Consider the following 23,793-nt stretch of genomic DNA (forward strand, 5'->3'; position numbering starts at 1 on the left):
ATGCCCATTGCGCAGTAGGCATGATGATAATTATTAATCCGAGGTAACCCCATGAACCACAAATATCTGCGGCTGGCTCAAGCACTGGCCCGCCGTGCTATTGCTCGCCGCCGCGTTGTTACGTGGACTCGGGCGATCGTTTTACTGAAACGTTCTCAGAGGAGCGCGTGATGAATATTTCAACCGAAAATGCAGTTATCAAGGCCGTGAAAAACTTCACGCCTGAGCAATTGGAGACTTGCGGCAGGGACGTCGAGTGGGCCAATAAGAAATGGAACGATGAAGGACTGGCCCGATATTTATCGAATTTGATACCGAATTGCTCACCGGATGCGCTGATCCTCGCGATGCAGCAAAACGACGTATTCCAGACGGTCATGTACGACATCGTGGCCGCGGCTATTTGTAATCAGCATGCTCTCGACATGCTCAACTATTCAGCAACGTTTGACGAGGTGGCCTAATGGCTAACGATGTAATGATTATGCCGCAGGGAGCAATTTCTCGCGGCATTGATGAAGCGATTTGGAGCGCCCTGAAGAACTCTATTTATCCTGGCTCTAAAGATGAGTCAGTTTTGATGGCCTGGGACTACTGCAAAGCACGCCTGCTTGATCCGCTGATGAAGCCAGTGCATCTGGTCCCGATGTACGTTAAGGATGCCAAGACTGGCAAGGGAGAGCAGCGTGACGTGGTTATGCCGGGTGTTGGCCTTTACCGCATCCAAGCAGATCGCTCAGGAAATTACGCCGGCGCAAAGGAGCCTGAGTTTGGGCCAGACGTGACCCAACGCCTGGGAGAAGTCGATGTGACTTTCCCGCAGTGGTGCAAATACACGGTCTGCAAGATGATGCCCGGCGGCCTGGTAGTCGAATACAGCGCAAAGGAATACTGGATCGAGAACTACGCCACGGCCGGCAGGGATACGATGGCACCAAACGCAATGTGGAAAAAACGCCCTTACGGCCAGATAGCGAAATGCGCCGAAGCGCAGGCATTACGCAAGGCGTGGCCGGAGATAGGCCAGCAACCGACCGCTGAGGAGATGGAAGGCAAGACATTGGATGTTAGCGACTACAGGGATGTCACTCCTAAAGACCACACGATTGTCCATGCCCACCCGGTATATCCGGATGATGAATTTTCAGCAAACCTGCCCACCTGGAAAAAATATATTGAGGCAGGAAAGAAAACCGCCGCAGCAGTAATCGCCACAGTAGGCAGCAAATACACCTTAAGCGAACAGCAAATCAAATCCATCAAAGAACTGGAGCCATCAAATGCAAGTAATTAACGTCCAGCAAGGCACCGATGAATGGCATTCCCTGCGCGCCAAGCATTTCACTGCCAGCGAAGCACCGGTGATGATGGCAGCATCCAGCAAAGCAACCCGCGATGAGCTTCTTCGCATGAAGGCGACCGGTTCTGATAAGGAAATCAGCGATTGGGTGCAAAAAAACTTGTTTGATAAAGGTCACGAGCAGGAGGCCATGGCCCGCACGATAGTTGAATCTCTGATCGGTGAAGAACTCTTCCCGGCGACAGCCATTGATGATGATGGTTATTTGCTGGCCTCATTCGACGGCATGACAATGATGGAGGACACGCTGTTCGAGCACAAGATGTGGAATGGCATTCTACCCGATGCCGTGAGGGCCGGCGACCTGCCGGCGGAATACTACTGGCAGTTGGAGCAGCAGCTACTTGTCAGTGGCGCAGAGCGTGTGATTTTCGTCGTCTCTGATGGAACAGAGAATAATTTCGAGCAGATGGAGTATCGTCCCGTTCCCGGGCGCGCAGAAGAACTTATAGCGGGTTGGCGGCAATTCCAAACGGACCTCAATAGCTATACGGTTACCGCTGCAAAAGAAGTGCCGGTCGGAAAAGCCATCATGCGGCTTCCAGCTCTAAAGGTGGAAATTGAAGGCGACGTTAAACAGTCCAATTTAGCGATTTACCAAAGCCAAGCGCTGGCTTTTATTCAGTCGATTAACACCGATTTGACCACTGATCAAGATTTTGCCGACGCTGAAGAAACCGTGAAATTCTGTGAAAAGGCCGAAAGCGAACTTGATCTGATAAAACAGCAAGCGCTGTCTCAAACAGAAAAAATCGACTTCCTATTTCGCACGATCGACACGCTGCGCGAGGAAATGCGTAGCAAGCGCCTGACGCTGACCAAGCTCGTAAAGACACGCAAGGATGAGATTCGCGGCGAAATCGTGATGAGAGCTAAAACGGATTTGGCGCAACACATTGCTGAACTCAATAAGCGCCTAGCCGTAGTATCCCTTCCTGTAATTCAGGCTGATTTTGTCACCGCTATAAAGGGAAAGAAAACGCTGACATCGCTACAGGGCGCGGCAAATGACGAACTCGCCAGGGCCAAAATCGAGGCGACCCGGCTATCTGAAAAATACGCCTCTAATCTGGAATTATTTACCGATATCGAACCGGCATATCAAAACCTGTTTGCTGATAAAGCCCAACTTGTCGCCCATGATAAGGAGCATTTGCGGCTGTTGATTGAGCAGCGAATCAGCAAGCAAAAAGAGGCCGAAACGCAGCAAAAAGAACGCGAGCGCCAGTTGATCATAGCCCGCGAAAAGGAAGCTGAAGACGCCCGCTTGTTGGCTTCTTCCACTGAGCCGGAAGAACAATCATACGACCAACAGGAACAAGCACAAACGAGCAATGGCGATACCGTAACAATTGCGCGCCCCGTGACGCGTACAGTCAGCAAACCATCTTTTTTACAAAGCATTCAGGTTGATATTGCCCGCGCCGGTATCACGATGAATCTCGCTGACGTTGAAAAATTATCAACAGCAATTAAGGCTGGGAGAGTTCGGGCGTTCTCTGCAAATTTCTGAGTCAGAGATGACAACGCGCCGGTAACTGCCGGCTGGAGAATAACGATGGATAGCAAAGATGTGTCAGCGGTATTGGCAGGCAAAGCGCTGCCTGCAGATCTGAAGGTTAACGAGCGGCTCGCGAACTATTTCGCCAGAAAAATGCTTGCTAAGCAGGAAGAAATGGCAGCGCTCAAGGATGAGCGAGATAGTTTAGAGCAAGCCAACGACAGACAGTCGGCTTACATAGAACGGTTGTTATATGTAATCGAGTCGGAAGGCTTAAACGTCCCTTTCTCTCGCAAAGAAGCCGATGCCGCACTGGCCGAGATTCGCGCCGGCGCGGTGGAGGACAGCATAAATATACTGAGACGAGAATATGACGTTCTTGATGACGTAACGGAAATCGTATTCCGCGACCTACTCGAATATGCCAACAGTATCCGCGCCGCAGCCAAGGGTGAAGGGGATTAAACCATGGTGGAAATCAAAGAAGAAAAAACAGTCTGGTTGACCATTGGCAATACTGACAATACAGAAGGTCGTGGATATTCAGTTGTGCTTTATGTCAGTGAGTCGCGTGAAACAGCCACTCGCCTCGGTAAAAAGAAGTATGTGCAAGGTAGTGATTGTCCGGTAGAACAAGCCATAGCGGTTAAGGTTGGCTCAAGATGGTTAGTACCGGGCGAAATAAAAAAAGAATCGGAAGCCGATAAAGCTCTGCGCCTACAAAATGAATCTCGCAATGCAGTCATTAAAAAAATGCGCGAGTCTGGGTTTAGCGAGCAGGAAATATCAATCCTAAAATAAGGATTAAATCATGAGCAAATTATTAACGGCTGCGGAACTGGAAACGATTCGAGCCATAAGTAAGCACGGTAAGAATAATTTTGATTGTAACCTCCTAATATCGCAATTAGTCGGCCATATCGAAGCGCTGACCGCTGAATTAGCGCACCGCGATGCGCAGCAGGGGGAGGTGTTGGCAACAGTTAGAATATACGGGAGGAGCCTTGAATTAAAAACCGATGCTAATAAAGAATTACCAGATGGAGATTATAAAATTTTCGCCGCCCCGCCCGCAGCAAGCCTGGCGCCGGATGGGTGGAAACCAATCGATACCGCACCAACGGACGGGACTATCGTGCTGTTAGCTGGAAAGCAGGGCCGTATGGCTGATGGCTATTTTGGACAACCAAAAGGATGGGCGAACCCAGATAGGTGGGTATGGCCTTTTATTCATGCGAATCCAACGCACTGGAAGCATCTCCCCGCAGCGCCCACCAAAGAGGACCAATAACCATGGCTAAAAATATCCACATCGGCCTGTCTCCTCTTACCGGGACCATTTTTGCAGGAGCAGCTAAACCGATGAAAGACGGTCCTGCCGGCGCCATGCAATTCACGGGTGAAAAGGTGGATGTAACTACTCAATGCTTGTCCGTGGTTGCTCAGAAGCTGGCAACAGAGGACCGGATTATATCTTGGGATTTGCCGGATGGGCGCGCGCTGCAACTCCGGGCTGACTATGTGAAGAAGGGTGAATAACCATGGCTACAGATGAAATTTTACTCGTTCATAAAGTAGGAAGTCTGGATGGTGACTGGGGTGTATTTTGCCCGCACTGCAACCGACCTATCGGCCTGAACGGCGACCCACATGATATTGATGATATTCGAGGGGAACAATTTCAGCATAGTCATCGTGATTGCGGAGGATGGCTGGAAATAGATTCCAGCGCTAACTATGACCGAAAACTGTTTGACTCGCTGGAGTAGTAACCCATGGCTAAATATGACGATTTGGACGCGCTGATTTTGATAAAGATTAGCGATACTCCCAAAACATTTAGCGGCATCTTCGGCGGCGCGGTTGAAAAAGAATGCATTAAAATTGCTGCCTCGGAATACGACATTTCTCCGGCGTTCCGAATTCTCGACCGTCGCCTTCAAGCGCTGCGCAAGAAAGAGCTTATCGCCAGTACCAGTAAAGGATGGGTGAAAGTATGAATAACGACACCATCGCCCAGGTCAGGGCAATGAAAGAATCGGGCGTGCTTGATTTAATCATCCGACAGCCGCCGGCACCAGAAATGGCAATGCTCGCTCGGTTCGCGCCGGAAGTACTGGAGCAACCGCCAGTGGCAATGCGATATCGTCAACGCTACGCCAGCGAGACTGGCTCATGGAATTACACCGAAAGTTATTCTACCTGTAGTGATAAGTTCTATGAAGACCAGATGTTGTTCACCCTCCCACCCGTGCCCGCGCCGGACGTTGTTGAGCAGCGGGCATTGAATGCAGCATGCAAGATTTTTGATAGATTTGGATTCGAGGAAAAGGAAAGCCATGAGTTCCTAATGAAAATCATCACATCTGCGCTGCGTTGAATGATAATAAATAAAGCCCCCGCAGGGGCTACGTTATTATAAGATACTGCCGAATTCACGCCATCCGAGGTTAGTAGTATATATAATCCCCTCTCGCCCACCGGCAACGGGCTGCAAGTAGTTTACTTTAGCCCCAAAGTACGGCACAAAGTTAGTTGATAGGTTAGCTTGCAGATTTGGATCGTTAGTCAGGGTGCCCACATAAAAAGAAGCGAATTTATTAACACCCACTTGGATTGGTCCTTTGTTATTTGCTCCCCACAGGGTACATGGACCGGTTCCATCGCCATTATTACCTTCAATTTTGGCTATATTGTTACCAATTAATCTAATAAAAGGTATATTGTCAATGGTATTACCCACAACATTATTGCCTGTTATTTCAGAGACTAACACTGTATTGATGTTTACTATCGCCAAAGGTGTGGTGGAAGCAGCTCCTGCGTTTGACAAAATGAATGTATTTTTATCAATATAGATATTACTAGCGCCCGAAGCATCAATAATATATGTACCATGCGTGGATGGATAGCGAAAGCTATTCCTTAATATTTTATTTCTAAGTCTGTTGTTTCCGATGGTAATCATCGCCCCGCTATAAACTGCGTTGCGATAAAAATCATTGTCTTCTACGACGCAATCATCCGCATTTATGCTCAGCCTGATGTTACCCCTAAATTTATTTCCTTTAAAAATCCACTGCCGCCCGTACGTATACCTGGAAGGCCACAAAAGTAACTCGGCTGTGCTATCGTTAACAAAATAATTATCCGTTATGAGTGCGCCACTATGCATATACCATTGAGCATTATTTATTGTTGTACATTTCGAATCGATATAAAATCTATTTTTTGATATCATAGCGCCGCGATATTCTACACCCGTTGGCGATTTGATAAACTGGCCCATGGTTGGGCCATCAACATAAAAGGTATTATCTTCTATCACAGCATCATTTCTATCCAGTAGGATCAACGACTGGCTGTTGTTTCCATGAAATTTATTACCTCTCCATGTAACTCCATCGGCCATCTTCGTCGAAGAAGAACTGCCCATACCACACATGCACCAAGCCCGTATACTTTGGAACCCTGCCTGTGGCGATGATTGGTTCCCTGCATCAAGCATATCAATGTAATTGTTCAAAACTAAAGACGGAACACCGACTGGGTAAATAGGAAGATAGGATTTAAGGCTTATGTTATTTCGTATCACCGACTGGGTGCTACCTTCTGATTTTATGCCAATAACATATCCGTAAGAAATACAATTTTCTATCAGTACACCGTTGGCACGGATATCATTGCCCGCAGCGGAATTTTCTGCACTGGTTCGATCTCCCAGCCAAGCATCAGTCAGCGGCGGCTCTAACTTTGTACCTTGCACTTGGATGTTTGCTTCTGCATTAAACCCGATATACCCACATAAAGTCCCCAAGGTTTCCACGCCGGACGTAGGCATGACACAAGGAGCCAAGTAAACTCGTGGATTCCACGCAATACAATCGCGTATTATTGTGCCATAAGAGCCATAAGAAACTATACCTGCACCGTCAGAGTCAGTGGCTTCTCCGCCGGATCTATTTAGTATATTGTTACCTGACACCATGTAAAGATAGTTTTTTTCTACGATAAAATGTGTCGAGGACTTAATAAAAATACCATTACCGTAGACATTTGATATATTCATTCCACGGATTGAAGAGTTCAACGACCATAAAATGTCAAATACATTGACGCCAACAGAGTATGGCGTTGCGTGAGTGAGCGGGAGGGTATCTAAACTTGTGCCACCCTTATTAACTTGCCTGGAGTAATCGATGCAAAAATCGCAGATATCAAAAGTGAGATACTGGGAATAATTAGCACCCCAAATTCTAAATAGCGTAGGTTCTCTTGACCAGTTAGAAGTCCCTCTGTTTGGAGGCATTATATTATCAAAAGTGACAAGTGTGTTTTTACCGTGACCTTTAATGCGAAAAGGCTGGATACCATCGAACCAACGAATTACTATCCGCGCTCCTTGAGAAGTATCATAATCAGAACCAAGATTTATTTCTTGGTTTTCGCCGGTCATTGGAAGCAATAAATCTCCGCCATTATTTGTTATATAACTTATTGCGCTAACAAAATTGGAATAACAGGCCACTCCATCTACCCTGACTCCGAACCATTCAGCATGTATCTGAGTGGAAACATCTCTTTTCCACCCGCCGCTAGAATTAACTCTAAAAAACGTGCCCCCATCATCGGCGCTGGTTGGATCAACAACCCAAGTTAGATATCCACCGCCAGAACTGAGGCCAAGCCAATAGCTATCAAGTAGAGCAATACTCCCCGCTTCGCCAATAGTGAGCCGAAGTGTAGCCACGTCAGGGATACCAAGACGCTTACCAGATTGGTCTGGGTCATAACGAATAACATTAGGAAAGTAGAATTGCTGCACCCCGAGGCTATCTAAGATAGTCATTGACTGCCCTTCTACGGTTACAAACTTTGCTACCTGGCCGGCATAAACAGGGTATCCACCGGCATTAGTGCTTATGGGTTGGGTCACAGCGGTATAGGTGCCATCAGCATTCTCAACATAAACCTGGATCTGATTTGCGACAACGGTTGGATCAGTATCTATCCGACCGACATAGATAGAACCATTGGCGCATGCTTGAAAGCTATTTGCGAGTGTGAATAACTGTGAAGGCATCGATACAACAACGTTTGGTATGGGCATATGTTAGGTACCTTATTGAAAAGTAAGAACAGCAATACTAGACAGCTTTCTGCTTTTTTCTTTACACAGCAGGAAGTTACGAGGCCTAATCACTAAATCAAGCCTATACAAAAAGCCTAACAGAAAGTACTGTAAATAAACACAGTACCTCGTTATACTCCATGGCATGGAAGCCCAAGAGACAAATCATGGCTCGTGCATACGAGATACCCGCCGCGTTCGATAACGCGACCAAGCGTGACAAACAGGGCCGATACGTTGTGACGGTGCAAGACTTTATCCTCGAACTGGAAGAGTTGAACCATCATTTCTCGCCGTCGCAGGCGAACAACTGGATAGAACGCTACAAAATCGGTTGGCGCCTCATGGACGAGGGTGAGTATGGTTTTAACATCTACACGAAATTCAACCCAAATCAGCGTTAAATAATAACCTTAATAATTACCGGTAAGACAAATACAATAAAAATATCGTTTTTCGGGTATTCACATATTTATGAAATCCATTTATATTTGATTTCCCCTCAACGGGGCGTCAACTTCAAATAACCATTTGTTAGATATATAAAAGGATTTATATGAAATCAATGTCGAGATACCTGCTATTTATTCCGATATTAATATTTACCTCATTTTCGAATGCTAAACCGGAAACATTATCAGACAATGAAGTTAAAACCGAAATCATCCGCGAATACCTCACCAGTCATATGAAATTCACCGGTCCCTGCCCTTGCCCAGAAATAAGAGATGCAGTGGACAGCCGATGCGGGGCGCGTAGCGCATGGAGCCGCAAGCCTGACACGGGAGTTCTTTGCTATCTGGAGGACGTCACGCCCAGCATGGTTGAGGCATGGCGTGAGCAGAATAAAAAGCCAAGGGTATTGCCTCCTCGCGTGAAAACGGACAAAGAAATTAAGATTGATAATAAAATTAACGATTATTTGAATAAATACGTCGTTGGCAAAGTAACCGAACCGGATGAACTCAATTTCAAAGGACTTAAAATAGACGACACAAAAACGGAAGGTGTCAAAAAGGAAGGAGATAAAAAGGAAGGTTAAGAAATGCCTGCGCTGTAAATGTCGTTCAATCGTCCCTGTACACAAACCCGCATAGTGCGGGTTTTTTAATGCCCGGAGATAATTATGGATTATCAAATATTAGCCGCTCAGGCATCAGCCTATGAGCGGGCGCATGACTATGTCGAAGCCGGCAGGCTGTGGAATGAGGCGGTCAAGGCTGCCAACGAAAAGCAGAAAGAATATGCCCAGAACCGCGCAGCTCTTTGCGACCGGGCAATAACACGGGAGTGGGCATGATGGCTGACGAAATCGACCAGGCCGCAGAGCTGGAGCAGTTCAACACCGAGATGGCTATCAAAAACCGCAAGCGGCCAGAGCTGAAGTTTACCGGTCGTTGCTACTGGTGTGATGAAGCAATTAAGACTGGCGCCTTTTGCGATCTGGATTGCCGGGATGATTACGAAGGATTTAAGCGCGCAGAACAACAAAGGAGACAGGCATAGTGGCTAATTCAATGAAGTTGATGGGCAGGACTGGCATTATCAAGCGCCCTGACTCGGGCCCGCAGATTCAGATCGACAATATCCATGTTAAGCCAGGGTTCAATAAGCGCGACGACGACGAGCGCACCCGCCTGGCAGATGATGACTTGTTCGAATATTTAATGGCCGGCGGCGTGGTCCCTCCCCTTGAAGTAATCGCCAGGGATGAGGGAGGCGTGTGGCTTGTGGAGGGACACAGGCGCCATCGTTGTTACTTGCGCTGCCGGGAGGCTGGAAAGCCTGTCGAATGGATAAAGATCACCCCGTTCGATGGGGGTGATGTAGAACGCCTTGCCCGCATCATGACCAGCAACAACCAATTGCCGCTTACTCAGCTCGAACAATCGGCTGTAGTGAAGGAGCTGGCCGCATTCAATCTGACGCCAGACGAGATTGCCAAAAAGATTAATAAGAGCCGCGCAACCGTTGATAAGTTGCTCATCCTTTCCCGTTCCAACCATGACGTGCAGATGATGGTCAAGGCCGGAGAGGTTGCGGTCGATGTCGCGGTTGACCGTGTTCGCAAAGAGGGTGAGAACGCCGGCGAATCCCTGGCGGTGGATGTCGAAAAAGCAAAGGCCGCGGGCAAAACAAAAGTAACGAAATCCATCGCCCAACCGCAATTCAGCGCCAAATCCGCGCGCCGACTGTGCGAGTTACTTGCCCACTCCGCGCCAATTATTCAAGGCAACCACGATTTGCTGATGCTGCCTGATGGCGTCAAGGATGAGGTGATCGGCATTCTGGAAGAATTTAAATCGTTGTGGAATCCGCCATCTAATATTCAGAACACGCCAAACGACACGCCGATACATGATGCAGAAAACCTTGTTTGGCCAGCTGAGGTGCATTTCATCTTCGACCAGGTACCGGCCGCGCTGGATCTGCCTCATGACTTGCAGAACAAAATCCGCAGCCATATAAACCGCATGAAATTAGATGGCCTACCAACGGCCGCCATTATCAACCAGGCCAGCACACTGACCAAACTGATGGGAATAACCGCATGAAGGAAATCATCGTAGATAATTTTGCCGGTGGCGGCGGCGCGTCAACGGGTATTGAAATGGCGATCGGCCGGAGCGTCGATATTGCCATTAATCACGACCAGAACGCGATCGATATGCACAGCACCAACCATCCGGACACGCTGCATTATTGCGAATCAGTTTTTGATGTCGATCCGGTTGTGGCCTGTAGCGGCAGGCCGGTAGCGCTGGCTTGGTTCTCGCCTGACTGCCGTCATTTCAGTAAGGCCAAAGGTAGCACGCCCGTAAAAAAAGAAATAAGGGGCCTTGCCTGGGTTGCTCTGCGCTGGGGGCTCAAATCACGTCCACGGGTAATGATTCTGGAAAACGTCAAAGAGTTTAAAACCTGGGGACCGCTGCTGACCGCTGATGACGGTACACAGCACCCGGACCCGGCTCGAGCGGGAGAAACATTCGCGGCGTTCATAGCGATGCTGACGACCGGCGTAGCCGCCAATCATCCGGCATTGGACGAATGTTGCGAAATCCTCGGCATTGCTGCTGACAGTGACGACCGCCTTCGGCTGGTGGCCGGGCTGGGCTATACCGTTGAGTTCCGTGAGCTCCGCGCCAGCGATCTTGGTACTCCAACGATCAGGGAGCGATTTTTCATGGTAATGCGGTGCGATGACGCGGCTATAGCCTGGCCGGTACCGACTCATGGCAATCCAAAATCACTGGAGGTCCAGAGCGGGAAACTCAAACCATGGCGCACCGCGGCGGAAATCATAGACTGGTCCCTACCATGCCCGAGCATATTCGAGCGCAAGCGGCCGCTGGCAGAGAACACGCTTAAACGGATCGCGCGCGGCATCCAGCGCTTCGTTATTGATAACCCGACACCGTTTATCGTTAAGTGCAACCACTCCACCAAAGACGGTTCTTATGACTGTTTTCGGGGCCAGTCTATCGATGAACCTCTGAAGACCATAACAAAAACCCATGGCTATGCGCTGGTCAGCCCGGTAATAGCCGGCGCTGGTGGGCCTAAATATCAGGCTAAACCGCGTTCGGTAGAACAACCGCTGCATACGCTATGCAACACCAACCACTCCTGCGTAGTGGCGCCGGTTATCGCCCGTATAGGGCAAACAGGCTTCGGAGGGGACCGCATGGCTTACAGCCCGGAAGGCCCGCTCACCACGGTGACCAGTAAAGCCGAACATCTGCTGGTTTCCGCGTTCTTGGCTAAACACTTCGGCGGCAATTATACCGGCCCGGGGGCCAGCCTGGACGAACCCGCACACACGGTGACAACGGTAGACCATCATGCACTGGTCTCCGCGCAGCTGGTGGGGTGTGGCGGCCGGGCCGGACAAAGCCGCCCGCGCGACATCAGCGAACCAGTGCAAACCGTAACAGCAAAAGCCGATTCTGCCCTGGTCACGTCCCATCTGATTAAATTGCGCGGAACCTGCAAAGACGGCCAGCCTGTCACCGAGCCTTTGCCGACCATCACCGCCGGCGGACTGCACATAGGCGAGGTTCGCGCCTTTCTGCTGAAGTATTACGGCACAGATAAAGACGGCTGCGCCATGACCGATCCGCTGCATACAGTGACCTCCAATGACCGCTTTGGACTGGTAACCGTCGAAGGTGTTGATTATCAAATTGTGGATATCGGCATGCGCATGCTGCAACCCCACGAGCTATACGCCGCCCAGGGCTTCCCGTCCTGGTACATCATCGATCAAGACTACAAGGGCACCAAATACGCCAAAGATAAGCAGGTCGCGCGCTGCGGCAACGCGGTACCGCCGCCATTCGCTGAAGCGCTGGTGCGCGCTAACCTGCCGGAGTTGTGCCGGGCCAAAGCCGAGGAGGCGGCGTGATTTTATTAAAGCCACAACCTTAAGAAATTAGTGTGTTCATCTCTACTCATGAGGAAGCTTGACTTTAATTTTCTTAATGAGACACTTAAAGGCATTACAAAGTATGTATTCTTCTAATAATGTGATGCAAACATGAGAGAAGAAACACCAAATGATTATAAAGGATTGAAGTTGATAATAATATTTTCTATTTTAACATTAGTAATATGTATTATGTATTTTTATGCCTCTTATTTTTTAGCGTGGCCTTTTTCTGAATATACACGAGAGGGCTTGGGACAGTTTGGTGACTCATGGGGAGCTATCACATCCCTCTTCTCTGCCCTCGCATTTTTAGGCGTTTTGTTTACCATTCGAATGCAGTCAGTAGCAAATACAAAATCGGAGAAAGCCAATAGCGAACAAACAAATTTCTTAACGCTTCAAAAGTTTGAAAGTAATTTTTTCCAAATGCTAAACTTCCTTGGGTCTATTATTGGAGATATGGATATTAGAACCACAGATAGTGAAAAAACTGCATTTACAGGGAGAGATGCTTTTTATTTTTTCTATATGAAAAATTTATTTGTAAATAGGTCATTTGGTAGCGATAGCTCTGTTACAAACATATCTTTAGAGTTATTACATTTAAAAAAAGAATTTTCAAAACTGTATGAGAAAAGACAGCAGGATCTTGGTCATTACTTTAGATTTTTATATAATATTTTTAGGTATATAGATAATGCATCAATAACAGAAACCGATAAAATTAATTACTCAAAAATTTTAAGAGCACAGCTTTCAAATTATGAATTATTGATTATTTTCTATAACTGCCTGACTGAACTAGGAAATCCGTTCGTAAAAATTGCTATCAAACATCAACTATTCGATAACCTACCTATATATAGTTTAATGAGTGTTAACCATAAATACTTTATAAAAAAAGAAGCTTTCGGAAAGCAAGGAGAAGATTTCATAGACGATATTGATGAAAAATTTAAATCCTTTCAATGCAATCAAACATCCTGAACAACATTACTCTTCTCTTGAGTCATTATAATAAATTCTAAAAAGATATATTGGATTTTTTTTCATTTTTTAACTCAAATAAAATAATTATTTTATTGTGTGATAATATTTCTTCACTATATTAATATTTCATTGCTTTCTTAATGATTTAATTTCCTAGCTAAAAATTTACATCTATAATTATCTCCTATCGTTAGCACACCAAATCTATTCAGGCCTTGCCTTCAGTAACACCCCTGTAAAAATTCTGGTTTGTGTACTTTTAGCGTCTATCGACAGAGAATAACGAGGTGAAGTATGACCGACATTCACATCGGCGACGAGGTATTTACCCTTGCCGAAGCCGCCGCATTCCTGAAGAAAAGCCCCCGAACCGTTCGATCGCTCATCGCTGCAAAACGCCTGCGGGCAGGTAAAAGCGGAGCTAACGGCGGCGGGTGCCTGGAGATTTTAAAATCCGACTGCATTGCTTATGTCAGCCAGAAAACACACAATCAGGTCGTGAATGCAGATGACGGCCATTCAGAGAGGAACGCTGTATGGCACTCAAACAACGGTACGGACTCTGGTACTGTGATTTCGTTGCGCCGGGTGGGAAAAGAGTTAGGAAAAGCCTTGGAACGGCAGACAAGAAGCAAGCGCAGGAGTTGTACGATAAGTTGAGGTCTGAATCCTGGCGGGTAAATCGCCTGGGAGAGATAGCGGAGCATACCTTTGATGAGGCGTGTCTCCGCTGGCTTACGGAGAAGGAGCAGAAACGATCACTTGATGATGACCGCACGAAGATAGAGTTTTTCCTCGGGCATTTCCTGGGACAGGCGCTTTCTAGCATCACGGAAGATAAAATCGTAGCGGTCACGTCAGGGATGATTGACCGGCGCCATAAGCGCATATGGGAGACCCGCAGGGACGCGGCCATAAGGAAAGGACTGCCAGCACCTGAGTATAAAGCAAAGTACATCACGGCGGCCACGCGCAGCCAATACCTATCATTCATTCGCAGCTTGTTTCGTATCGCAACGGATGAGTGGAAATGGTTGCGCCAGGCGCCAGTGATAAAAACGAGAAAGCCGGTAAGCAAGCGGATCCGATGGTTAACCAGAGATGAGGCTACCACGCTGGTAAATTGCATGCCTCAAGGATTTAGGCCGATAGTGATTTTTGCATTGGTTACCGGGCTGCGCCGGTCGAACATATTGGATTTGGAATGGTCGCAGATTGATTTGCAAAGGAAGGTCGCATGGATCCACCCAGAGAACGCCAAGGCCGGGAAGGCTATAGGCGTAGCTCTGAATGATACGGCATGCAAGGTATTGAGGGATCAGATAGGAAGGAACTCGCGTTATGTCTTTGTCCATACCGGCGCATGGCATCGGGCGGATGGAACAAAAACGCAATCAGTCAGGAAAATGCGCGTTGATGATAACTCAGCCTGGCGGACTGGCCTCCGCCGCGCTGGCATCACAGACTTTCGTTTTCATGACCTGCGGCATACCTGGGCGAGTTGGTTAGTCCAAGCAGGAGTACCGCTGTCAGCATTGCAGGAAATGGGCGGTTGGGAAAGCATAGAAATGGTGCGCCGCTACGCACACCTTTCACCCAACCATCTCACCGAGCACGCGAAGAAATTAGACGGCATGATAGGCATCAATGTCACTAATCTGGCACTTTGCGATATTGGGGAGAAAAAGAAAGAAGCGTAACCCATTGAATCCAAATGGTACGCCCTACTGGATTCGAACCAGTGACCTACGGCTTAGAAGGCCGTTGCTCTATCCGACTGAGCTAAGGGCGCACTGCGGGAAGTTGCTGGATAACGCGGATTGGATTATACGGAGCGGACCGGTCGAGTCAATGGCTTTTATGACAACGGGTGGTTCGCTGGACAAAAGGATTTCATTCAGTGCCTGACAGCGGGCCGCGCTTCTGCCAAAATACCCCCCATCTCAGCATGATTACACTGATGGATTGCCGATTCTGATGGTCGCTAAACTTATTGATGGTAAAACTATTGCTCAGCAGGTCAGGGATGAAGTGGCCGTGCGGGTGCGGCAACGCCTGAGCGTCGGGAAACGCGCGCCGGGACTGGCGGTGGTATTGGTCGGGGAAAATCCGGCATCGCAGATCTACGTCGCCAATAAGCGCAAAGCCTGCGAGGATGTCGGTTTTGTCTCCCGCTCCTATGAATTGCCGAGCACGGTCAGCGAGGCCGAACTGCTGGCGCTTATCGATACGCTTAATGCCGATAAGACGATTGATGGTATCCTGGTGCAACTGCCGCTGCCTCCGGGCATGGATAATATCAACGTGCTGGAGCGCATTGCGCCGGATAAGGATGTGGACGGATTCCACCCTTATAATGTCGGCCGCCTGTGCCAGCGGGCGCCATTGCTGCGGCCCTGCACCCCACGCGGCATCATCACCCTGCTGGAACGTTATCAGATCGAGACCTTCGGGGTGAATGCCGTGGTGGTGGGCGCATCCAACATCGTCGGGCGGCCGATGAGCCTGGAACTGCTGCTGGCCGGCTGCACCGTCACCGTCACCCACCGGTTTACCAGGGACCTCCAGCGTCATATCGAATATGCCGACTTGCTGGTGGTGGCGGTGGGCAAACCCGGATTTATTCCCGGCGAATGGATTAAACCCGGTGCCGTGGTGCTGGATGTCGGCATCAGCCGTCTTGCCAACGGCAAGGTGGCGGGCGACGTGGCCTTCGAGGCGGCTTCGCAGCGCGCATCCTATATTACGCCGGTACCCGGCGGCGTCGGTCCTATGACGGTCGCGACCCTTATTCAAAACACTTTGCAGGCATGTGAAGACTTTCACGATACAGCATCTTAACGGCGGAACACGATGGAAACTTTCTCACTTGACGGCCATCCGTACATTGAACTGTGCGATTTACTGAAGATTCAGGGTTGGTGTCACAGCGGCGCGGCGGCGAAAACCGCCATTTATGGTCAGCAGGTCAAGGTCAACGGTGCGATGGAAACCCGCAAGCGATGCAAGATCGTCACCGGGCAGCAGGTGGAATTTTTAGGACAGGTGGTGAAAGTCGTCGAATGAACCGCTATCGGCCCGGCGCAGGATATCCGTATGCCGCCGGGGCGTGAAGCGCTATAAACAACAAGGGCGCGGAAAAACCGCGCCCTTGCCGTATCCGCAGCCGTAAGAAACAACGCTTATTGCTGGCGCATGCCGCGGCGCAAACCCGCCTTCAGCCCCGGCAACGCGGCGCTATTATCCACGCCGCCAGATGGTGCCGCCGGCGCCGTCTTCCAATACGATGCCCAGTTCGGTCAGTTTTGCGCGGGCCTCGTCCGCCAGTTGCCACTGTTTATTGTTGCGCGCATCGTTACGTTGCTTGATCAGCGCCTCGATCTGTTCGGTTTCAGTGATATCCACCTGGGCGCCGTTTTGCAGGAACTGCTCGGGATCCTGTTCCAGCAAGCCCAGGACATTAGCCAACCGGCGCAGCGCCGCTGCCAGCCCGAGCGACGCAGACGGGTTTTCCACCTTCAGGCGGTTGACTTCGCGGGCCATCTCGAACAACACCGAATACGCTTCCGGCGTATTAAAATCATCATCCATGGCGGCGGTAAACTGGTCGACAAACGACTCGCCGCCGGCGGGCACGGCCGCTGCATCAGTACCGCGCAGGGCGATGTAAAGCCGCTCAAGGGAGGATCTGGCCTGTTTGAGATTATCTTCACTGTAATTCAGCTGGCTGCGGTAATGGCCGGACATCAGGAAATACCGCACCGTTTCCGCATCGTAATATTTCAGCACGTCGCGCACGGTAAAAAAGTTATCCAGCGATTTGGACATTTTTTCCCGATCGACCATCACCATGCCGGAATGCATCCAATAATTGACATAAGGCCCTTCGTGGGCGCAGCTCGACTGGGCGATTTCGTTTTCGTGGTGGGGAAACATCAGGTCCGAACCGCCGCCGTGAATATCGAAATGATTGCCCAAATGCTTGCAGTTCATGGCCGAGCATTCCACATGCCAGCCCGGACGCCCCGGTCCCCATGGCGACGGCCAGCTGGGCTCGCCTTCCTTGGACATTTTCCACAAGACGAAATCCATCGGGTTGCGTTTGACATCGTCGATATCCACCCGGGCGCCGGCCTGCAACTGCTCGAGATCCTGACGCGATAACACGCCATAGGTGGGGTCGGAGTCCACAGCGAACATGACATCGCCGTTGGCGGCCTGGTAGGCATGGTTTTTTTGCAGCAAGACCGCCACGATGTCGATGATATCGGCCATGTGCAAGGTCGCGCGTGGTTCTTCATCCGGACGCAGAATATTCAGGCTGTCGAAGTCCCGGTGCATTTCAGCGATCATACGGCCGGTAAGCGTATCGATGCTTTCATCGTTGGCATGGGCCCGTTTGATGATCTTGTCGTCAATATCGGTGATGTTACGCACATACTTCACCTCATAACCTTTAAAACGCAGGTACCGGGTAACGACGTCGAAGGCGACAAACGTCCGGCCGTGGCCGATATGACAAAGGTCATAAACGGTGATGCCGCACACGTACATACCGACTTTACCGGCATGAATGGGTTGGAAATCCTCTTTTTGACGTGTCAGGGTATTATAAATCTTCAGCATCGACATTCATTCCATGGTGTTAACGGGTACGTGTGTATAGCGACAAGTTGAGACAGGGTATTTTCCAACAGCGTATTGAACCCTGAAGGCGTCGGTAATGCAAGGACGGGGCCCTGGTTTTCAAACGGCGGGTTATCCCCGGCCAACAGCACGGCCTGGCTTGCCAGAATAACAGAAATGGTCATCCGCTGCGGTGAATGCTGACTCCATGGCAGACTTATGTTATAAATCCAGTCTGCTTGATCACTTCGTGTGAGCAACTCTTTTACCGACTCGTAGGACAACTATTTATGGTCACTCTTCATACCAATCACGGCGATATCGTTATTAAGACCTTCGCCGACAAAGCGCCGTTAACCGTTGAGAACTTCCTGACCTATTGCCGTGACGGCTTTTATGATAATACCATTTTCCATCGCGTTATTAATGGTTTCATGATCCAGGGCGGCGGTTTTGAACCCGGCATGACGCAGAAAAAAACCCGCGCCACCGTGAAAAACGAAGCCAACAATGGCCTGAAGAACAATCGCGGCACCCTGGCCATGGCCCGCACCAACGATCCGCATTCCGCCACCGCGCAATTCTTTATTAACCTGGTGGATAACGACTTCCTGAACTTCCGTTCCGAACGCCCGGACGGTTGGGGATATTGCGTTTTCGCCGAAGTAACCGACGGTATGGATGTTGTCGATAAGATTAAAAACGTGGCGACCGGCAACAGCGGCCCGCATCAGGATGTACCGAAAGAAGATGTGATCATAACCGGCGTGACCGTAGACGAATAAATCGTTGCCATGGCAACCCTGTTTGTTGCGGATATTCATCTTAGCGTCCAGGAACCGGCGATTACCGCCGGTTTTCTGCATTTTTTGCAACGGCAGGCCGTCCACGCCGACGCGCTCTATATCCTGGGCGATTTGTTCGAAGCCTGGATTGGCGATGACGACCCTTCCCCGCTGCACGGCGAGATAGCCGCGGCGCTGAATGCGCTGGCGCGCCGGGGAATACCCTGTTTTTTTATCCACGGCAACCGGGATTTCCTGCTGGGCCGGGATTTTGCCGCCGCCAGCGGCATGACGCTGCTGCCGGAAGAACAACTGCTTACCCTGTACGGCCGGTCGGTGCTGGTTCTGCACGGCGATACGCTGTGTACCGATGATCAGGCTTATCAACGCTACCGCCGGCGAATCAATCAACGTTGGCTGCAGCGCCTGTTCCTGGCGCTGCCGCTGAGATGGCGCCTGCGCATTGCCGGACGGATGCGGGCCAGCAGCCAGCGCGCCAATATGACGAAATCCCAGACGATTATGGACGTCAGCCAAGAGGCGGTTACCGCCGCGCTTGTGCGTCATGGGACCGATTGGATGATCCATGGCCATACCCACCGGCCGGCGATCCATGCCGTGCAGACCGCGGCGGGCATCGCCCATCGCGCGGTACTGGGCGCCTGGCACCTTCAGGGATCGATGATCCGGGTTACCGGGGCTAGCGTCGAGCTGATTGAGTTCCCCTTCGATTAAGCGGCGCAATTTATAGCGCCGGCGGCTACGCAACCGTTTTCCTCTCCAGGCGCACATGATATGCTCTACGCCCTCTTCTTTCTGATAGCCTGCGCCGGGCGCATTGCGGCGCAGGCTGTGGGAGAGCGGTCGGCAACATTTACAGGAGCACCACGCGCATGCAATCCAATCTTGCCCCGGCAAAAATCGCCATCGTCATGGGGTCCAAAAGCGACTGGGCCACGATGCAATTCGCCGCCGACATTCTCGCCACGCTGCAGCTTGCCTGTCATGTGGAGATCGTCTCGGCGCATCGCACCCCCGACAAGCTCTTCCGCTTTGCTGAACAGGCATCCGCCGCCGGGTTTGAAGTGATTATCGCCGGCGCAGGCGGTGCCGCCCATCTGCCCGGCATGCTGGCGGCAAAAACGCTGGTGCCGGTACTTGGCGTGCCAGTGCAGAGCGCGGCATTAAGCGGCGTCGACAGCCTCTATTCCATTGTCCAGATGCCGCGCGGCGTGCCGGTGGGTACCCTGGCGATCGGCAAGGCCGGCGCGGCCAACGCCGCACTGCTGGCGGCGCAGATCCTGGCGTTGCACGATCGGGAATTATCCGCCCGGCTGGCGGCCTGGCGTGTGACGCAGACTGACGAGGTGCTGGCGCATCCCGATCCGCGGGAGGAAGCATGAAACCGGTATGTATCCTGGGCAACGGCCAGCTAGGGCGCATGCTGCGCCAGGCCGGCGAACCACTGGGCATTGCGGTCTTCCCGGTGGGGCTTGACGCCGATCCCGGCTCGGTGCCGGTGGCGCAAAGCGTGATTACCGCTGAGATCGAGCGCTGGCCGCAGACCCCCCTTACCCGCGAGCTGGCCCAGCATAATGCCTTTGTTAACCGCGATATTTTTCCGCGGCTTGCCGACCGGCTGACGCAAAAACAGCTGCTGGACAGCCTGAGGCTTGCCACCGCGCCCTGGGAAGAACTGACCGCGGCGGCGCAATGGCCGCAGGTGTTTGCCTCCTTTGGCGACCTGGCCATCGTCAAGCGGCGCGTGGGTGGCTATGATGGGCGCGGCCAATGGCGTCTCGTACCCGGCGAAGAGGCGGCGCTGCCCCAGGAGTGCTACGGCAGTTGTATCGTTGAGCGCGGTATCGCCTTTTCCGGCGAAGTTTCGCTGATCGGCGCCCGCGGGCATAACGGCGACAGGGTGTTTTATCCGCTGACGCATAACCTGCATCAGGACGGCATCCTGCGCACCAGCGTGGTTTTTGCCCGGCCGGACGACAGATTGCAGCGCCGGGCCGAGAGCATGCTCTCGGCAATAATGCATGAACTAAAATATGTCGGCGTGATGGCGATGGAATGTTTTATCGACGGCGATGATCTGTTGATTAACGAGCTGGCGCCACGGGTGCACAACAGTGGGCACTGGACGCAAAACGGCGCGTCCATCAGCCAGTTCGAGCTGCACCTGCGCGCCATCCTCGGCCTGCCGATGCCTAAACCCGCCGTCACGGCACCGTCGGTGATGGTTAATCTTATCGGCACCGACTGCAACACCGAATGGCTGGCCGAGCCGCTGGTCCATCTGCATTGGTATGAAAAAGAGGTGAGGCCGGGACGTAAGGTCGGCCACCTGAATCTTAACCATAGCGATCCCGCCGCGCTGAGCCTGGCGTTGGAACATCTCGCTCCAATGCTACCAGTGGAGTATTACAGCGGGCTGGAATGGGCGCGGCAAAAACTGGCCGAATTGGGCTGAAAGATCGCGGAGAGACTCACTTAAAAAGGCCCAGGCGGGGGCGGTGAAGTTCATGCCAGGCCCCATGCATCGAGCGCCCCCTGTATTGCCCGGCGCAGGCACTACAGGGAGACACCTAAGCCTTGCACATGAAATAGTTGCCCAGGCGGCATGCATCACACCGCCGGCAAAATTGTCCCCCAAATAACATCACGCTTTGCGCATCAGACCATAAAATCTTTCAGCGCGCCATTAAGCGTGGCGCTTGGGCACATGGCCCGGCTGGCCAATTCCGGCGACGGATGATAATACCCGCCGATATCAACCGCCTTGCCCTGCACCTGGTTTAACTCGGCGACAATCTGGCCTTCGTGTTCGGCAAGGGTTTTCGCCAAGGGGGCAAACTGATCGCGCAGCTCGGCATCCTCATCCTGCCCCGCCAGCGCCTGCGCCCAATACAGCGCCAGGTAGAAATGGCTGCCGCGATTGTCCAGCTCGCCGGTTTTACGCGAAGGCGATTTATTGGTATCCAGGAATTTACCGTTGGCCTGATCGAGCGTTTTCGCCAAAATCTTCGCCTTGGCGTTGGCGCGGGTGCTGCCCACATGGTCCAGGGACGCCGCCAGCGCCAGGAACTCGCCCAGGGAATCCCAGCGCAGGTGGTTTTCCTGCAGGAACTGCTGGACATGTTTTGGCGCCGAGCCGCCGGCGCCGGTTTCAAACAGGCCGCCGCCGCTCATCAGCGGCACAATGGACAGCATCTTGGCGCTGGTGCCCAGTTCCATGATCGGGAACAGATCGGTCAGGTAGTCGCGCAGCACGTTGCCGGTCACCGAGATGGTGTCCTTGCCCTGGCGGATGCGATCGATGGAGAACTGGGTCGCTTCTTCCGGCGACATAATGCGAATATCCAGCCCGCTGACATCGTGATCCTTCAGGTAACGCTCCACCTTGCGGATCATTTGCGCGTCATGGGCGCGGGCCGGGTCAAGCCAGAAGATGGCCGGAGTATTGGATTCACGGGCGCGGTTAACCGCCAGTTTCACCCAATCCTGGATAGGCAGATCCTTGGCCTGGCACATGCGCCAGATATCGCCGGCCTCGACGGATTGTTCCAGCAGCACGTTGCCCTGCTCGTCGGTAACCTTGACTACACCGTCCTGTTTGATCTGGAAGGTTTTATCATGCGAGCCGTATTCCTCGGCCTTTTGCGCCATCAGGCCCACGTTGGGCACGCTGCCCATGGTGGTCGGATCGAAGGCGCCGTGCCGTTTGCAATCGTCGATCACCACCTGGTATACGCCTGCGTAGCAGCGATCCGGGATCACCGCCTTGGTATCATGCAGCTTGCCGTCGGCGCCCCACATCTTACCGGAGTCGCGGATCATCGCCGGCATCGAGGCGTCGACAATGACATCGCTCGGCACATGCAGATTGGTGATGCCTTTGTCGGAATTGACCATGGCCAACTGCGGCCGCACCTGGTACAACGCCTGGATGGCCTGTTCGATTTCCTGCTGGCGGTCGGCGGGCAGCGCCTTGATCTTGGCGTACAGATCGCCGATGCCGTTATTGACATCAATGCCCAGCGGTTTGAGTTCGTCCGCGTAGCGCTCCAGCACATCCTGGTAATACTCGGCGACAAACTGGCCGAAGATGATGGGGTCGGAGACTTTCATCATGGTGGCTTTCAGATGCACCGACAGCAGCACGCCCTGTTTTTTGGCATCCTCAAGCTGTTCGGCGATAAAGCGGCGCAGCGCCTTTTTACTCATCACCGACGCGTCGATAATCTCACCGGCATTCACGGCGGTTTTGGCTTTCAGTACCTGTACCGCGCCATCTTTGCCCACCAGCTCGATTTTTACGCTGCCGTTATCGGCAATCAGTGCGGATTTTTCGCTGCCGTAAAAATCGCCGTCGCTCATATGGGCAACGTGGGATTTTGAGTCGGCGGACCAGGCGCCCATCCGGTGCGGATGCTTGCGGGCATAATTTTTCACCGACAGCGGCGCGCGGCGATCGGAGTTACCTTCGCGCAGCACTGGGTTTACCGCGCTGCCTTTGATTTTATCGTAACGGGCATTGGCTTCTTTTTCGGCGTCCGTGGCGGGTTCATCCACATAGTCCGGCACCTTGTAGCCCTGCTGTTGCAGTTCCTTGATGGCCGCTTTCAGCTGCGGCAGCGAAGCGCTGATATTGGGTAATTTTATAATATTGGCTTCGGGGGTGACGGCCAGTTGGCCAAGCTCGGCCAGGTGATCGGCGATTTTTTGATTTTCGTTAAGGTATTCCGGGAAGTTGGCGATGATGCGCCCGGCCAGCGAGATATCGCGCGTTTCCACCGCGATGCCCAGGGATTGGGTGAACGCCCTGATGATCGGCAGCAGGGAATAGGTGGCCAGGGCCGGGGCTTCATCAGTAAGCGTATAGACGATCTTCGAGGTTGTGGACATTTATTACGTTAACTCCTCTATATCATAGCGATTGCAACTATCTTGAAGAGTGCGGGACCG

The 23,793-nt window shown here is 51.6% G+C and carries 26 protein-coding genes, 1 tRNA gene and 2 pseudogenes; 25 read left to right on the forward strand and 4 right to left on the reverse strand.

From position 1 onward, the window contains the following. The first annotated feature begins 170 nt into the window (after nucleotides 1-170). Genes ACL2XN_RS11165 through ACL2XN_RS11210 form a run of 10 tightly spaced genes read left to right on the forward strand, consistent with a single transcriptional unit; the run spans nucleotide 171 to nucleotide 5,241 of the window. The gene (locus ACL2XN_RS11165; RefSeq protein ID WP_413730837.1) at nucleotides 171-464 is read left to right on the forward strand and encodes a hypothetical protein; all 294 of its coding nucleotides are present in this window, start codon (nucleotides 171-173) and stop codon (nucleotides 462-464) included. Next, complete coding sequence (bet, locus tag ACL2XN_RS11170; RefSeq protein ID WP_413730838.1) at nucleotides 464-1,294, forward strand: phage recombination protein Bet; 831 nt, start codon at nucleotides 464-466, stop codon at nucleotides 1,292-1,294. Before ACL2XN_RS11165 ends, bet begins: the two co-directional genes overlap by 1 nt. Further along, the gene (locus ACL2XN_RS11175) at nucleotides 1,281-2,873 is read left to right on the forward strand and encodes a YqaJ viral recombinase family protein (RefSeq protein WP_413730839.1); all 1,593 of its coding nucleotides are present in this window, start codon (nucleotides 1,281-1,283) and stop codon (nucleotides 2,871-2,873) included. Before bet ends, ACL2XN_RS11175 begins: the two co-directional genes overlap by 14 nt. A 45-nt stretch (nucleotides 2,874-2,918) precedes the next feature. Then, the gene (locus tag ACL2XN_RS11180) at nucleotides 2,919-3,326 is read left to right on the forward strand and encodes a hypothetical protein (protein ID WP_413730840.1); all 408 of its coding nucleotides are present in this window, start codon (nucleotides 2,919-2,921) and stop codon (nucleotides 3,324-3,326) included. Nucleotides 3,327-3,329: 3 nt separating this feature from the next. Then, complete coding sequence (locus ACL2XN_RS11185; protein WP_413730841.1) at nucleotides 3,330-3,662, forward strand: hypothetical protein; 333 nt, start codon at nucleotides 3,330-3,332, stop codon at nucleotides 3,660-3,662. Nucleotides 3,663-3,672: 10 nt separating this feature from the next. Then, complete coding sequence (locus tag ACL2XN_RS11190) at nucleotides 3,673-4,152, forward strand: hypothetical protein (protein ID WP_413730842.1); 480 nt, start codon at nucleotides 3,673-3,675, stop codon at nucleotides 4,150-4,152. 2 nt (nucleotides 4,153-4,154) lie between these two features. Continuing rightward, nucleotides 4,155-4,400, forward strand: coding sequence for a hypothetical protein (locus ACL2XN_RS11195; protein WP_413730843.1), 246 nt, complete (start codon nucleotides 4,155-4,157; stop codon nucleotides 4,398-4,400). 2 nt (nucleotides 4,401-4,402) lie between these two features. Further along, entirely contained in the window at nucleotides 4,403-4,630 is a 228-nt protein-coding gene (locus ACL2XN_RS11200; RefSeq protein WP_413730844.1) for a hypothetical protein, read from the forward strand. 6 nt (nucleotides 4,631-4,636) lie between these two features. Beyond that, nucleotides 4,637-4,861 (forward strand): hypothetical protein, encoded by a 225-nt coding sequence (locus ACL2XN_RS11205; protein WP_413730845.1) that lies wholly within the window; start codon nucleotides 4,637-4,639, stop codon nucleotides 4,859-4,861. Then, nucleotides 4,858-5,241, forward strand: coding sequence for a hypothetical protein (locus ACL2XN_RS11210; protein WP_413730846.1), 384 nt, complete (start codon nucleotides 4,858-4,860; stop codon nucleotides 5,239-5,241). The genes ACL2XN_RS11205 and ACL2XN_RS11210 overlap by 4 nt, the downstream gene beginning before the upstream one ends. Before the next feature lie 36 nt (nucleotides 5,242-5,277). Here ACL2XN_RS11210 and ACL2XN_RS11215 read toward each other — a convergent pair whose 3' ends face one another. Continuing rightward, nucleotides 5,278-7,971 carry a phage tailspike protein gene (locus ACL2XN_RS11215; protein ID WP_413730847.1) on the reverse strand — a complete coding sequence of 898 codons (2,694 nt, stop codon included), beginning with the start codon at nucleotides 7,969-7,971 and terminating at the stop codon, nucleotides 5,278-5,280. A gap of 188 nt (nucleotides 7,972-8,159) precedes the next feature. On the opposite strand from ACL2XN_RS11215, the gene ACL2XN_RS11220 reads away from it, so the two are divergent. The 9 genes and pseudogenes from ACL2XN_RS11220 to ACL2XN_RS11260 all read left to right on the forward strand — a co-directional run bounded on the left by ACL2XN_RS11220 (nucleotide 8,160) and on the right by ACL2XN_RS11260 (nucleotide 15,111). Continuing rightward, the gene (locus ACL2XN_RS11220; protein WP_413730848.1) at nucleotides 8,160-8,396 is read left to right on the forward strand and encodes a DNA polymerase V; all 237 of its coding nucleotides are present in this window, start codon (nucleotides 8,160-8,162) and stop codon (nucleotides 8,394-8,396) included. Between the two features lie 152 nt (nucleotides 8,397-8,548). Then, on the forward strand, nucleotides 8,549-9,034 hold the full coding sequence (locus ACL2XN_RS11225) for a hypothetical protein (protein WP_413730849.1): 486 nt from the start codon (nucleotides 8,549-8,551) through the stop codon (nucleotides 9,032-9,034). A gap of 84 nt (nucleotides 9,035-9,118) precedes the next feature. Further along, nucleotides 9,119-9,292 (forward strand): ANR family transcriptional regulator, encoded by a 174-nt coding sequence (locus tag ACL2XN_RS11230; protein ID WP_413730850.1) that lies wholly within the window; start codon nucleotides 9,119-9,121, stop codon nucleotides 9,290-9,292. Then, a complete protein-coding gene (locus ACL2XN_RS11235) occupies nucleotides 9,289-9,498 on the forward strand; it encodes a hypothetical protein (RefSeq protein ID WP_413730851.1) in 210 nt (69 codons plus the stop codon). The genes ACL2XN_RS11230 and ACL2XN_RS11235 overlap by 4 nt, the downstream gene beginning before the upstream one ends. After that, nucleotides 9,498-10,292, forward strand: a pseudogene (locus ACL2XN_RS11240) (ParB/RepB/Spo0J family partition protein); the annotation flags it as partial. The gene ACL2XN_RS11235 and the pseudogene ACL2XN_RS11240, both read left to right, overlap by 1 nt. 251 nt (nucleotides 10,293-10,543) lie before the next feature. Continuing rightward, on the forward strand, nucleotides 10,544-12,397 hold the full coding sequence (locus tag ACL2XN_RS11245; RefSeq protein WP_413730852.1) for a DNA cytosine methyltransferase: 1,854 nt from the start codon (nucleotides 10,544-10,546) through the stop codon (nucleotides 12,395-12,397). A gap of 132 nt (nucleotides 12,398-12,529) precedes the next feature. Continuing rightward, nucleotides 12,530-13,408 carry a putative phage abortive infection protein gene (locus ACL2XN_RS11250; protein WP_413730853.1) on the forward strand — a complete coding sequence of 293 codons (879 nt, stop codon included), beginning with the start codon at nucleotides 12,530-12,532 and terminating at the stop codon, nucleotides 13,406-13,408. 297 nt (nucleotides 13,409-13,705) lie between these two features. Then, a pseudogene (locus ACL2XN_RS11255) lies at nucleotides 13,706-13,786 on the forward strand (hypothetical protein); the annotation flags it as partial. 161 nt (nucleotides 13,787-13,947) lie between these two features. Further along, the gene (locus ACL2XN_RS11260) at nucleotides 13,948-15,111 is read left to right on the forward strand and encodes a tyrosine-type recombinase/integrase (protein ID WP_413730854.1); all 1,164 of its coding nucleotides are present in this window, start codon (nucleotides 13,948-13,950) and stop codon (nucleotides 15,109-15,111) included. 15 nt (nucleotides 15,112-15,126) lie between these two features. Here the strand turns inward: ACL2XN_RS11260 and ACL2XN_RS11265 are convergent. After that, nucleotides 15,127-15,203 (reverse strand) — tRNA-Arg (locus ACL2XN_RS11265). Nucleotides 15,204-15,388: 185 nt separating this feature from the next. On the opposite strand from ACL2XN_RS11265, the gene folD reads away from it, so the two are divergent. Both folD and ybcJ read left to right on the forward strand, forming a co-directional pair. Then, nucleotides 15,389-16,252 (forward strand): bifunctional methylenetetrahydrofolate dehydrogenase/methenyltetrahydrofolate cyclohydrolase FolD, encoded by an 864-nt coding sequence (gene folD, locus ACL2XN_RS11270; RefSeq protein ID WP_410016140.1) that lies wholly within the window; start codon nucleotides 15,389-15,391, stop codon nucleotides 16,250-16,252. A gap of 12 nt (nucleotides 16,253-16,264) precedes the next feature. Then, complete coding sequence (gene ybcJ, locus ACL2XN_RS11275; RefSeq protein ID WP_410016141.1) at nucleotides 16,265-16,477, forward strand: ribosome-associated protein YbcJ; 213 nt, start codon at nucleotides 16,265-16,267, stop codon at nucleotides 16,475-16,477. A gap of 174 nt (nucleotides 16,478-16,651) precedes the next feature. Here the strand turns inward: ybcJ and cysS are convergent, their stop codons facing one another. Beyond that, nucleotides 16,652-18,037: a cysteine--tRNA ligase gene (gene cysS / locus ACL2XN_RS11280; RefSeq protein WP_413730855.1), complete on the reverse strand. Its 1,386-nt coding sequence runs from the start codon at nucleotides 18,035-18,037 to the stop codon at nucleotides 16,652-16,654. A 290-nt stretch (nucleotides 18,038-18,327) separates the two neighbouring features. Here cysS and ppiB point away from each other — a divergent pair, with 290 nt between their 5' ends. The 4 genes from ppiB (at nucleotide 18,328) to purK (ending at nucleotide 21,298) form a co-directional block, all read left to right on the forward strand. Further along, the gene (gene ppiB, locus ACL2XN_RS11285; RefSeq protein ID WP_410016143.1) at nucleotides 18,328-18,822 is read left to right on the forward strand and encodes a peptidylprolyl isomerase B; all 495 of its coding nucleotides are present in this window, start codon (nucleotides 18,328-18,330) and stop codon (nucleotides 18,820-18,822) included. Nucleotides 18,823-18,831: 9 nt separating this feature from the next. After that, on the forward strand, nucleotides 18,832-19,557 hold the full coding sequence (locus ACL2XN_RS11290; protein WP_410016144.1) for a UDP-2,3-diacylglucosamine diphosphatase: 726 nt from the start codon (nucleotides 18,832-18,834) through the stop codon (nucleotides 19,555-19,557). A gap of 158 nt (nucleotides 19,558-19,715) precedes the next feature. Continuing rightward, on the forward strand, nucleotides 19,716-20,225 hold the full coding sequence (gene purE, locus ACL2XN_RS11295) for a 5-(carboxyamino)imidazole ribonucleotide mutase (RefSeq protein ID WP_410016145.1): 510 nt from the start codon (nucleotides 19,716-19,718) through the stop codon (nucleotides 20,223-20,225). Beyond that, a complete protein-coding gene (gene purK, locus ACL2XN_RS11300; RefSeq protein WP_410016146.1) occupies nucleotides 20,222-21,298 on the forward strand; it encodes a 5-(carboxyamino)imidazole ribonucleotide synthase in 1,077 nt (358 codons plus the stop codon). The genes purE and purK overlap by 4 nt, the downstream gene beginning before the upstream one ends. A 203-nt stretch (nucleotides 21,299-21,501) precedes the next feature. Here purK and ACL2XN_RS11305 read toward each other — a convergent pair whose 3' ends face one another. Continuing rightward, nucleotides 21,502-23,733 carry an NADP-dependent isocitrate dehydrogenase gene (locus ACL2XN_RS11305; protein WP_410016147.1) on the reverse strand — a complete coding sequence of 744 codons (2,232 nt, stop codon included), beginning with the start codon at nucleotides 23,731-23,733 and terminating at the stop codon, nucleotides 21,502-21,504. Nucleotides 23,734-23,793: the final 60 nt, after the last annotated feature.

Source organism: Sodalis sp. RH22, assembly GCF_047324165.1.
In the GTDB taxonomy this organism is placed as follows: Bacteria; Pseudomonadota; Gammaproteobacteria; order Enterobacterales; family Enterobacteriaceae; genus Acerihabitans.